This window comes from Alteromonas sp. AWJ4_197, assembly GCF_056160285.1.
The window spans coordinates 181,666-193,096 of the sequence record NZ_JBSWWW010000004.1; the positions used below are offsets into that span (position 1 = coordinate 181,666).

The window sequence follows — 11,431 nt, forward strand, 5'->3', positions numbered from 1 at the left end:
TTCATTTTACAAAATGACACCAATTATATAACCGTACACAAATACCTGTGTGGTTCTGTTCATTTGACAGACTACATCATTGTCTGCAGGTATTTTTAACCAGGTAAGGAATAATAATGCAAGTATTTGACGACAACTCATTATCTATTGGCCGCACACCGCTGGTAAAACTCAACCGCGTTACCGGTGGCAATGTGTATGCAAAAATTGAATCACGCAACCCGAGCTTCAGTGTCAAATGCCGTATCGGCGCTAACATGATCTGGGATGCAGAAAAGCGTGGTGTTCTGGGCCCGGGTAAAGAGATTGTTGAACCGACCAGTGGTAATACAGGTATTGCACTGGCATTCGTTGCAGCTTCCCGTGGTTACAAGCTGACACTGACCATGCCAAGCAGCATGAGTCTTGAGCGCAGAAAATTACTCAAGGCGCTGGGCGCAAACCTGGTACTGACTGAAGCCCCTAAAGGCATGAAAGGTGCCGTTGCAGCCGCTCAGGAAATCGTTGCTTCAGATCCTGAAAAATTCGTTCTGCTGCAGCAGTTTGATAACCCTGCTAACCCGGCAATCCATGAAAAGACAACCGGCCCTGAAATCTGGGAAGCCACTGACGGTAAGGTTGATGCATTCGTTGCCGGTGTCGGTACCGGCGGTACGATTACCGGTGTTAGCCGTTACCTAAAGAATACCAAAGGTAAAGCAATTACTTCTGTCGCCGTTGAACCGACAGATTCACCTGTTATCACTCAGGCCAAGAATGGTGAAGAACTGACACCGGGTCCTCACAAAATCCAGGGGATTGGTGCCGGTTTCATTCCGGGTAACCTGGATCTGGATCTGGTAGATGAAGTAGAACAGGTAACTAACAACGAGAGTATGGAAATGACTCACCGTCTGATGAAGGAAGAAGGTATCCTTGCCGGTATTTCTTCCGGTGCGGCGGTTGTCGCAGCCAAGCGTTTTGCTGAGCGTCCGGAAAACAAAGACAAAGTCGTTGTTGTTCTGCTTGCCAGTGGTACAGAACGTTACCTGAGCAGTCCGCTGTTTGCCGGTGAATTTGGTGAACAGGAAGAAGTTCAGTAAGCGTTAAAGATATAAAATCAGAAAGCGGGGTATGATTACTCCGCTTTTTTTTTGCCTGTAAAATCTGCTATTTTTATAACAGTTTAGCCGTCCGGAATAGATATCATGAATTACCCTTCCCGCCACCTCAATTCCCTGTTCATCGCTTTATGTCTGATTCTGATATCCGGTTGTAAAGAAAAGGAAGAAGGGCTCGGGCGCTACGGGATGATGGATGAAAATACGCCGGACTACGCTGCTGTGGCATTTATGAAAAGTATTTATGAAGACAAGAATATAAACCGTGCAGTAGAACTGAGTTCTGACAGCATGGCAAGAATACTTAAGCGCTACCATACAAACCGCAACGTTCAGAGACACATTGTTAATCTGCGTTACGATACAGTAACCGTTACACCTCAGGGATCTAACCGTGTGGGACGTAATGAGTTTGCAGAAAATGCCACCGTCACTTTATTTTTCAGCGGCCAGTATAATGATGACAAAGTGGAAGATTTAAGAACGGTACAAATGATCCGCGACGACGGGATGTGGAAAGTTGACCGCATCGACCCGGACCATTTTATGTAAACCGGTAAGCGGGGCTTTTACTGCCCCACTGCTACCCCTTCACGGCGGGGATCGGCACCGCCAATCAATTTACCGTTTTTCACTTGTACGCCATGTAAACCTGAGTTCAGATCCATCACTTTGACATCATGACCCAGTGCTTCAAGTGCAGGTTTCAGCGCCTCAGCGGACGTACCGGCTTCCAGCGCAGTATAATCATTTCTGTTGGTCATTCTGGGCAGATTAATGGCCTGCTGCACATCAAGGTTAAAGTCGAGAACACCAAACAGGGTCTGCGCGACATAATCGATAATACGACTGCCACCCGGTGAGCCGATGACCAGTTCAAGATCACCTTTATCATCAAACACCATGGTCGGGCTCATGGCACTGCGCGGGCGCTTACCCGGTTCCACACGGTTAACCACAGGCCAGCCGTTAATATCCGGATTAAATGAGAAGTCAGTAAGCTGGTTATTCAGCAGGAAACCGTCGACCATTAAGCCGGAACCGAACATAAACTCAATGCTGGTCGTGATAGACACCGCGTTCCCTTCTTTATCCACAATTGAGAAGTGGCTGGTGTTAGGCTGCTCCAGATTCATCCCAAGGTGAACTTTAGCATCGGTGTAAGGCTTGCCGGCCTTTGCTTTATGCCATTTTTCATTGATGCCAATCGTCTCTGCACGGCGTTTCAGGTAAGGCGCGTTGATCAATGCCGCAAAGGGTAAATCGGTAAAGTCGCTGTCGGCAATATACATTTCCCGGTCAGCAAAACTGAGGGCACTGGCCTGTGCAAATAAATGGGCAAATTCAGCACTGTCAGGCTGCAATGAAGCAATGTCCTGACCTTCCAGCAGTTTCATGATCTGGAATACATTGATCCCGCCGGAACTGGGTGGTGCCATGCCACAAATTTTATGTTCGCGGTAATCGCCGCATACAGGCTTTTTCTTTAATGCTTCGTATCCGGCAATATCAGCCGTGGTAATTTGTCCCGGATTGATGGATGCCCCGTTCACTGCCTTAACAATTTTCTCAGCCACAGGGCCTTTGTAGAAATAGTCTGTACCGGCACTGGCAATATGGCGCAGGGTATCTGCAAGCGCTTTATTCTTTTTAACCGTTCCTTCCTTCAGCGGTGCACCGGCAGGATAAAAATAGGTAGCGCTGGATGGAAACTCTTTCAGACCCGGGTGTTTATTCAGCGAGACCAGGTGCGCCAGACGGGCTGATACCCGGAACCCTTCAGCGCTGGTGTTGATCGCATCGTCAAACAGGTCTTCCCATTTCAGCTTGCCGAATTCCTGCTGCGCAGTTTCCAGCGCTTTTAATGCGCCGGGAACACCCACAGATTTACCACCAACCACAGCTTCAAGCCAGTTCATCTGGTTTTTACCTTTGAAGAACCAGTAAGGTGTTACGGCAGCCGGTGCGGTTTCCCGCCCGTCAAATGTATGCAGGGTCTTCGTTTTATTATCCCAGTAAAGAATAAAGGCACCGCCACCGATCCCCGATGACTGGGGCTCAACCAGTGTCAGCATTGCCTGCACAGCCACAGCAGCATCAATGGCTGAACCACCTTTTTCGATAATGTTTTTACCCGCCCATGAGGCGTAGGGATTTGCAGCCACAACCATATAATCATTGGCTATACGGGCTTTTTTATTTTCAAATCCGGTAGCCGCTTCAGGCTCAAAACGTTCAACAGCTTGAGTGGCGGACACCAGTGTGACCGATAAACAAACGACTTTAACAGCCGTTGCCAGAATTCCCTGACTGAACTTCAATGTATCGCTTCCTCTGAATTACTTAAATTTATCCCGGTTTAACGGGCGCTTGTTAATGAATGCATCGAATGCTTCTTTAGCTGCCGGCGTAGACAGCGCTTCAAGAAAGATATCCAGTTCAGCACTGATTTGTTGTTGTATGGCATCCTGCTCATTATTCATCAATGCTTTTGTCTGGTTCAGCGCGAATGAAGGCTTCTGTGCCAGTTTACGGCACACAGCCTCAACATGTTCGCTTAGATTTTCTGCCGGAATGATAGCGGTAACGACACCAAACTGCTGTGCTTCCTCTGCGCCAAAGGTTTCGCCCAACATCAGCCATTCACTGGCCTTTCTGCGGCCGGCCAGTCTGGGTAACAGATAGCTTGACGCATATTCGGGCACCAGGCCCAGGTTAATGAAAGGCATACAAAAAACGCTGTCCGGTGCACAGTACACCAGATCACAATGTAACAATAAGGTTGTCCCGATGCCAACGGCAACGCCATGAATCTGCGCTACAACAGGACAAGTACACTGAGTCAGAGCATTCATGAAGGCAACAATCTCAGCAACGTTGTCGCCCTCCTCCCTGTGTGCAAAGTCTGCAATATCATTTCCGGCCGTAAACGCACTGCCTTCCCCCCTGAGCAGAATAACCTTCACTTCCGGATCAAGGCTCGCGGTATTAATTGCATCCGCCATTAACTGATACATTTCACGGGTTAACGCATTTTTCTTATCCGCGCGGTTCAGGCTGATGGTCAGAACGTGGTTTTCTATCTGTGTAGTCACAGTGCTCATGACAAAATCCTCACAAAATTACAGGCAAATTCTTATCAGTTTTCTGTATCATAGCGATTTAACAGCAAAAACTACAAAAATTCATGTCATCTGATTTCACCAAATTTGCCGGACCTTATGGCGGGCCCCTGCTACTGACACTCTGTGTGTTACTGGCCTGCGTCTTCGAACCCGTTTCAAGGGAATGGCTGGCATATGACCGTTACGCCATAGAGGGCTTTGAAACCTGGCGTTTACTTACAGCCAATATTGTCCACACCAACGGCTGGCACGCTTTACTGAATCTGGCCGGGCTGACTTTGCTCACCTTTCTGCATAGCGACCATTATCGTTTCATGCGGTTTATTAAATTATTTCTCTGGTGCAGTTTACTGACCAGTGCAGGTATTTATTACTTTTCACCGCAACTCATATGGTATGCAGGTTTGTCCGGCGCATTACATGGCGTGTTTTTGTGGGGCGCCTGCATGGATATCCGTGCAGGTTTAAATTCGGGCTGGTTACTGGCCTGCGGTGTTGTCGCTAAAATTGTTTATGAACAAATCAATGGCGGTTCTGCTGATGTGGAGGCACTGATTGGCGCTGCGGTTGCAACAGATGCCCACCTTTACGGCGCGGTAGCGGGTCTTTTAATGTTTCTGCTGATGATTATTCCGGTGAACAAACGCCGACCGGCAGTGCAGCACTGACAGACGGCTTTATTCAATTATCAGCCTTTAAGCGCGTACTCCGACAAACCTAACTCACTGATAACACGGTTAATGTGCGTCATAGCCTCATCCGTGGGCCCTGGATAGTCTCCGGCAATGGCAACGTTACCCTGATAGCCAATATCTCTGGTGCCTTCCGGCGAACTGAAATAGGCAGCCAGAACCAAACCACGAAGACGGGAAAAAGCGTCAGCCGGACGCAGATATGCATCACCAGTATTGTCGTCCACCGTCGCTATATCATCCAGGATGGCTTTCTGCCGGGCTTCTGTCAGGTCCGTGAACGTCATGTCATGACGCAATGCAGCTTCGTCATCCAGCCATACCAGAAGTGGCATGATGAATTTGCGGTCGTTTTGCTGCCGCTCATAGGGTGCACTTATCCACTCGTCAATGACATCCGGTACATTAACCCCGGTCGCAGAAGGGTATTCCCCTTCCTGAGGAACAATAAGATCGCTGATGTCAGCAACCAGTTGCAGCTCTTTTTGTGACAGGAGCCGCGGCCAGGGTGATTCAGGCGGCATGATAAGATCAGGATCTTTCCCGTAACCGGCGGCATTCACCGGCTTCAGTGTGAGTTCAGGCCAGTGCCCCTCACCCGCTCCTGCTGTGGCCTTTGCGCTTTTATCCGGCTCGCCTGAACACGCTGTTAATGCAGGAAATGCCGCAGTGGCTGCCAGAGCACTCAGCCATTTTAACGATTCGCGGCGTGTTAACCGTGGCACATAAACGGAAGATTTTACATCTCTCATGGCTACAGGCTCCCTTGTTGAATTTGTCCTGCCAGCCAGCTTGAATTACGCATGGCCAGGGTCAGTATAGTCAGAGTACAGTTTTTATGAGGATTAGAGGCGAACACGCCGCCATCCATGATAAACAGATTTTTACAGTCCCAGGTTTGTCCCCATTCATTGGTCACAGAGGTGCCGGGATCGTCTCCCATCCTGGTTGTGCCCACCTCATGAATAATTTCGCCGCCTTTGAGGATAGCCTCTTCAGGAGAAGGTAATTCCCCCGGGTCAGCGCCCATATTGGCAAAAATTTTCTTCGCGGTTTCAAGGCCGTGCCTGACCTGATTGAGTTCATTTTCCGACCACTTCCAGTGAAACTTCGCAACAGGTATACCCCATTTGTCTTTCACGTCTTTATCAATTTCCATATAACAATGTTCATTCGGCACCATTTCCCCACGCAGCGCGAAGCCAATGTAACTGCCATAGGCAGAACGGGCCTCAGCTTTTACAGCTTCACCGTATCCCTGAAAATCACCGGCTACCCAACTGCCGGGCTCACGGAAACCACTGCCGATTTCAAAGTGATAACCTCTCGGAAAGTCCAGCTCCCCTTTTTCCTGCGCCTCGTGGCCCCACCAAGGAATGAACAAATGGTTCGATGTATGGCCATCTTCGTTATACCGTGGCCGGTCCCGCAGTGCCGGCACGTAGGCACCGATGTTCGCCCCGGTGGAATCCATCAGATTGCGACCTACTTGTCCGCTGGAATTAGCCAGTCCGGCAGGATGTTGTTCTGATGCTGAATTCAGCAGGATCCGCGCCGACTCACAGGCACTGGCGGCCAGAATAACCACGGGAGCATCAAGGTCGGTATCCTTACCTGTTTTCTTATCCACGTAGGTCACCCCCGTGGCTTTACCGTTCACATCTGTACGGACAGCTTTAACCATTGCATTCGTAATCACAGTCAGGTTTCCGGTAGCTCTGGCCATAGGGATCAATGATGTGGTGGTCTGAAAAGCCGCACCGATAGAGCAGCCATGGCCACAGGGCGTGGCATAAAAACACTTCTGGCGGATATCCTGTGAGCGTGTCAGCACTGCACGGTGCATAGGCGCGGTTCGTATGCCTTCTTTACCGGCGGCAGCAGCCACCAGTAATTCAGTGACTCTGGGGGCCGGAGGTGGCTGTAATACACCTTCAGAAGAGTCAGGCATATCTTCATGACCGGTATTCTCCCCGCACACGCCGACAAGGGTTTCTGTTTTATCATACCAGGGCGCAATGTCATCATATTCAAATGGCCAGTCAGCGCCATGACCGTCACGGGTCTTACCTTTAAAATCATGATGAGAAAAACGCAGGGAATAACGGCCCCAGTGATTAGTCCGGCCACCCAGCATCCGCGCCCGCCACCAGAGAAACTCGGTATCATCCGCAGTCGTGTAAGGCTCGTCAGGTACGGTCCAGCCACCGTCTACGGTAGCGTCGTAGTAGCCAAAATCTTTATCCACATTCCCCGAGCCCATCAAAGGCGCATCACCGGGTCTTTTAAACATGGGGGTTTCTGTACGGGGGTCATAATCACGGCCAGCTTCAAGCAGCAACACTTTGATGCCCTGCCGGGTTAACTCGTAAGCAGCCATGGCACCGCCGGCACCGGAGCCAACTACCAGTACCTGAAAATCAGTGTTATCCATTTCACAGTTCCTTTATTTTTATATTTTTGAACCAGACCGTGTTGCCGTGATCCTGCAATCCAAGATGACCGGAAGAGTTAGCCGCAAAGCCTTCCCATTCAGCAAATTTGCTCGCCGCCACCAGATTCTTCCAGGTTGATGTACCGATAACCACGTTGGTCGTCATCACACCGTTCTGCCACACCTGTAACAAATTATCGTTCAGTTTTATGCGGGTTGTATTCCACTCTCCGGCGGGTTTTGAAGCAGAGGAATGCACGGCCACCATGTCATATAGTGAACCGGCAAGGTGAGTATCTGTTTTGTTGTCGTGCGCTTTTTCGTTATCGAGGATCTGAATCTCAGGTGCATGGGAATAAATATATTTTCCGGTCTCATCGGCGAGAATAAAAATACCGCTGTTTCCTGCTTCTGAGATCTTCCAGTCAATGAGAAAATCAAAGTTCTCCCAAGTCTTGTCAGAGATCAGATCGCCACCACCAGCTTCAGCCAGCTTCATGGCCCCCTCTTCGATAGTCCAGCCGTCACCTACCTGTTTTTCACGATAGTTACGCCAGCCTGTAAAAGATTGCCCGTCAAAGAGTAACTGCCATCCGGCGGCAGACTCCTCTGCAGTAAGTGTATTGTCCTTGGCAGCCTGCACTGCGGCGGTACCGGCCAGATAGATCGTTGCGGCGATTGCCGTAAGCGCTTTCATCATATTTCCTGCCTGTTGTTGGTGTTATCGTTCTTGTTGTATGCCGTCTCCGGCGGATAAAAAAGGCAGTGATGGTCAGTCACTGCCTGCTTTATTAAAGGTTTGTATCAAACAATTTGTAGATCCTGCGGTACTCATCCAGCCAGGAACTGGGCTGCACAAATCCGTGAGGTTCAACCGGATATATCGCCGTTTCGAAATCAGTTTTCTCAAGTTCGATGAGGCGCTGAACCAGCCTCACTGAGTCCTGGAAGAACACGTTATCGTCGACCATAGGAGCAATGATAAGTAGTGGTTTTTCCAGCCCTTCTGCGAAGTAAATAGGAGAACTGCGCTCAAATGCGATGGGATCCACATCCGGCGTATTCAGAATATTAGATGTGTAAGGCGCATTGTAATGCGCCCAGTCAGTTACCGGACGTAATGCTGCGCCGGCTGCGAACAGATCCGGTGCGGTAAACATAGACATAAAAGTCAGGAAACCACCGTATGAGCCACCGTAGGTGCCGATTCGCGCCGGATCAATATTCGCATTTTCTGTCAGCCAGTTCACTCCGTCCCGTAAATCTTCAACTTCAGGTGTGCCCATCTGACGGTAAATGGCAGTACGCCAGTCGCGGCCGTAGCCTTTTGATGCGCGGTAATCCATGTCCATCACCACATAACCCTGCTGCACCAGCATACTGTTGAACATGTATTCACGGAAATACCCTGACCAGCCAAGGTGCGCATTCTGCAAATATCCGGCGCCGTGGTTAAAGACCACCGCTTTACGCTTTTCACCCTCGTTGTAGCCTTCAGGTAAATACACACGGGCATAAACAGGCTGACTGGAATGAGATGATGGCATCGCTACCACCTGAGGTACGGCCCAGGGCATTGACAGGAATGCATCACTGACAGTATCTGTGATCTTCTGTGCTGCGCCACTGTCACCGGCTTTTTTAATGTAAAGCTCAGGCGGACGGTTTACTTTGCTGTGAGTTAACAGCAGTGTGTTGTTGTCAGGACTAAGTACAAAGTCCGTTATGCCGTTCAAATCGGTCATGGCTTCACTGGCACCGGTAGCGGTATTCACCCGGTAAACTTCATAAATGCCGGGGTGCTTTTTATTGGCCTGATAGTAAATGAACTTATCATCGCTGGTGAGTGCCGGCTCTTCCGTGACAAACTGACCACGTGTAAGTTGTTGAGGACTCTCACCGGGTACCTGCAGATAAAGATGGGAGTAACCGTCTTTTTCTGACTGATAGAAAAGTATTTCACTGTTATTCAGCCAGCCAAATTGGTTGTGGCTGTAATTCACCCATGCATCATCGTGTAATCGCTCCTGAGTTTCAAACCGGCCTTTTTCAAAGTCAACAGTTACAATCCAGCGATCTTTGTTGTCCCACGCTTCCAGCATCAGGGCAAGAGCCCCGCCATTTTTGTGCCAGCGAACAGACGGATTGTTCCGGTCCCAGCTGCTGAACAGGGTAATGTCTCTGGGCAGGCGGTTAACCACATACTTGTCGCCGCGGGCAGCAGCATTTTCAGATTTCACGTCTGCAAGTACATCGTCGTTGTAGCCGGGCAAGCTCATGTAGGATAATTTTGATTTCTCACCGGTTTGCAGATTAACCAGCCAGGCATCGTGATTCACCGGCTCTGCATCAGCAACACGGCTTCTCACCCGCATTGGCAAGATCCGCGCATCTTCCTGAATGAAATGCGGCATGATGTCAGAGTCGTCTCTGGACTTCACATCAGCGGTAGTCACGACAAGTGCAAATTTACCATTCGGAGATACCGAAGCGGTGACCAGTCTGTCACCCTTATCGAACCAGACCTTATCCTGAACGTAGGCCGGACTTACCGTTTTCAGTTTTTCATTACGGTCAGCACTTTGCTGGCTCTGTCTGCGTTTTTTGTCGATATATTTGATTAATTTTATCTGTTCACCGGCAATATAGTCTTCCGGTTCGCTTACTGCTTCAGGTTTGTCCCCGAATGCCCAACTGAACAGTTGCTCACGTCTGCCATTATTCACGTCGATAGCAACGATACGGTTACCTGTAGTCACCATCAGCCTGCCGTCGGTCATAAAAGACAATCCGTGTACCGGTGCTCCGCCACGGATGAGTTGTTCAGCCGGCTGACCTTTGTGTTTTATAAAAACACTCTCTCCGGCGAGAAATGCCATTGTCTGGCCATCAACACTTTGTGCTTTTTCGCTGTAGCGGTACAGGTACTGTTCGGATAGCGGGATACGCTCTGCATTGGCAGGCATGTTGACCGGAGCGGCAAATACATCCCGGAGATGACTGTTCTCCCGTTCCTGCTCATACACCAGCATGCTGCCGTCAAGGCTCCAGCCGGGGCGTACCGGAGAACGACCCATCCACTGTGGATCGGCCATAATTTGTTTCAGTGTAATCGTTTCTGATGACACCGGTTGAGTGACTGTTTCCGGTGTTACCACTGCAGGTGGTGCATTGACCGGTACCGGCGTTGAGGAAGTAGCGGGATCAGCAGCTGTAGAGACACAAGCGGAAAGTGACGTGCCTAACGCAGCAGCAATAACGAGGCTTAACATTTTTTTCATTATGGTTCTGTCTTAAGTGTGTTATTTATAAGCATGTTAATTATACGCAACAAGGTAATTCCGACAGCCGTTTTCATCGGGTTAACTTGTCGGATTATCCCAGCCTAACGGTGACTGACCGGTGTCGTCAACCGCGCAACTGTTTCTCTGCGCAGATTACTGTTAAGGTTGAGACAAACTCTTCCACATCTTGAGGCCATTATGAAAAAAACGCTTTTGCTTGCGACACTTACTCTGTTCAGCAGTGCTACTTTCGCTGCTGAAAACTGCCCTTCTGTCCTGAAATTTGTTAAACGTAAACTGAATTCCCAGGAAACAGTGAACCTGTGCGAAGCATACCAGGGAAAGGCTCTGCTGATCGTGAATACAGCAAGCTATTGTGGATTCACGCCGCAATTTGAAGGACTGGAAGCCATGTATGAAGAATACAAAGATCAAAACTTCACCATTCTTGGTTTTCCTGCCCACGACTTTAATCAGGAAGCAAAAGATGAAGGTAAAACGGCGGAATTATGTGAGCTGACCTACGGCGTAAAATTCCCGATGTTTGAACCTACTGTGGTTACCGGTGATGATCAGGACCCTCTGTACCGCATGCTCACCCGCGCCACCGGCGAAGAGCCTTCATGGAACTTCAATAAATACCTGGTAGATAAAGACGGTAACATCGTCAAGCACTACGGAAGCCGCGTTAAGCCCTCAGATGAAGATCTGCGCGCAGATATTAAAGCAGCCATGTAACTGGCTTTTCTGCCACACTCTCAGTTATAAACAGACATAAAAAAGCCCCGCACATGGC

10 protein-coding genes are annotated in these 11,431 nt (G+C 49.4%); 4 read left to right on the plus strand and 6 right to left on the minus strand.

Going from position 1 to position 11,431, the window contains the following annotated elements; translation table 11 throughout:
• The first annotated feature begins 116 nt into the window (after positions 1-116).
• Positions 117-1,082, plus strand: coding sequence for a cysteine synthase A (gene cysK, locus ACXAGC_RS10065; RefSeq protein ID WP_474844273.1), 966 nt, complete (start codon positions 117-119; stop codon positions 1,080-1,082).
• A gap of 105 nt (positions 1,083-1,187) precedes the next feature.
• Entirely contained in the window at positions 1,188-1,652 is a 465-nt protein-coding gene (locus ACXAGC_RS10070) for a hypothetical protein (protein WP_474844274.1), read from the plus strand.
• Between the two features lie 17 nt (positions 1,653-1,669).
• On the opposite strand, the gene ggt is transcribed toward ACXAGC_RS10070, so the two are convergent.
• Together ggt and ACXAGC_RS10080 are read right to left on the minus strand one after the other, a co-directional pair.
• Positions 1,670-3,400 carry a gamma-glutamyltransferase gene (gene ggt, locus ACXAGC_RS10075; RefSeq protein WP_474844528.1) on the minus strand — a complete coding sequence of 577 codons (1,731 nt, stop codon included), beginning with the start codon at positions 3,398-3,400 and terminating at the stop codon, positions 1,670-1,672.
• 39 nt (positions 3,401-3,439) lie between these two features.
• Positions 3,440-4,204, minus strand: a complete 765-nt coding sequence (locus ACXAGC_RS10080) for an enoyl-CoA hydratase (protein WP_474844275.1) — start codon at positions 4,202-4,204, stop codon at positions 3,440-3,442.
• Between the two features lie 83 nt (positions 4,205-4,287).
• Between ACXAGC_RS10080 and rrtA the strand changes: the two genes are divergently transcribed.
• Entirely contained in the window at positions 4,288-4,893 is a 606-nt protein-coding gene (gene rrtA / locus ACXAGC_RS10085; protein WP_474844276.1) for a rhombosortase, read from the plus strand.
• Positions 4,894-4,913: 20 nt separating this feature from the next.
• Here rrtA and ACXAGC_RS10090 read toward each other — a convergent pair whose 3' ends face one another.
• The 4 genes from ACXAGC_RS10090 to ACXAGC_RS10105 all read right to left on the minus strand — a co-directional run bounded on the left by ACXAGC_RS10090 (position 4,914) and on the right by ACXAGC_RS10105 (position 10,632).
• On the minus strand, positions 4,914-5,669 hold the full coding sequence (locus ACXAGC_RS10090) for a gluconate 2-dehydrogenase subunit 3 family protein (RefSeq protein ID WP_474844277.1): 756 nt from the start codon (positions 5,667-5,669) through the stop codon (positions 4,914-4,916).
• Positions 5,670-5,671: 2 nt separating this feature from the next.
• Complete coding sequence (locus tag ACXAGC_RS10095) at positions 5,672-7,351, minus strand: GMC family oxidoreductase (protein WP_474844278.1); 1,680 nt, start codon at positions 7,349-7,351, stop codon at positions 5,672-5,674.
• Between the two features lies 1 nt (position 7,352).
• Positions 7,353-8,051 (minus strand): 3-keto-disaccharide hydrolase, encoded by a 699-nt coding sequence (locus ACXAGC_RS10100; protein ID WP_474844279.1) that lies wholly within the window; start codon positions 8,049-8,051, stop codon positions 7,353-7,355.
• 91 nt (positions 8,052-8,142) lie between these two features.
• Complete coding sequence (locus ACXAGC_RS10105) at positions 8,143-10,632, minus strand: prolyl oligopeptidase family serine peptidase (RefSeq protein WP_474844280.1); 2,490 nt, start codon at positions 10,630-10,632, stop codon at positions 8,143-8,145.
• 201 nt (positions 10,633-10,833) lie between these two features.
• Here ACXAGC_RS10105 and ACXAGC_RS10110 point away from each other — a divergent pair, with 201 nt between their 5' ends.
• Positions 10,834-11,373, plus strand: a complete 540-nt coding sequence (locus tag ACXAGC_RS10110) for a glutathione peroxidase (protein WP_119501474.1) — start codon at positions 10,834-10,836, stop codon at positions 11,371-11,373.
• The last annotated feature ends 58 nt before the right edge of the window (positions 11,374-11,431 follow it).

What these genes read in the sequence shown, in the direction of transcription:
- cysK (WP_474844273.1), top strand. Translation starts at nt 117, where the DNA reads ATGCAAGTATTTGACGACAACTCATTATCTATTGGCCGCACACCGCTG.
- ACXAGC_RS10070 (WP_474844274.1), top strand. Translation starts at nt 1,188, where the DNA reads ATGAATTACCCTTCCCGCCACCTCAATTCCCTGTTCATCGCTTTATGT.
- ACXAGC_RS10080 (WP_474844275.1), bottom strand. Translation starts at nt 4,204, where the DNA reads ATGAGCACTGTGACTACACAGATAGAAAACCACGTTCTGACCATCAGC.
- rrtA (WP_474844276.1), top strand. Translation starts at nt 4,288, where the DNA reads ATGTCATCTGATTTCACCAAATTTGCCGGACCTTATGGCGGGCCCCTG.
- ACXAGC_RS10090 (WP_474844277.1), bottom strand. Translation starts at nt 5,669, where the DNA reads ATGAGAGATGTAAAATCTTCCGTTTATGTGCCACGGTTAACACGCCGC.
- ACXAGC_RS10095 (WP_474844278.1), bottom strand. Translation starts at nt 7,351, where the DNA reads ATGGATAACACTGATTTTCAGGTACTGGTAGTTGGCTCCGGTGCCGGC.
- ACXAGC_RS10100 (WP_474844279.1), bottom strand. Translation starts at nt 8,051, where the DNA reads ATGATGAAAGCGCTTACGGCAATCGCCGCAACGATCTATCTGGCCGGT.
- ACXAGC_RS10105 (WP_474844280.1), bottom strand. Translation starts at nt 10,632, where the DNA reads ATGAAAAAAATGTTAAGCCTCGTTATTGCTGCTGCGTTAGGCACGTCA.
- ACXAGC_RS10110 (WP_119501474.1), top strand. Translation starts at nt 10,834, where the DNA reads ATGAAAAAAACGCTTTTGCTTGCGACACTTACTCTGTTCAGCAGTGCT.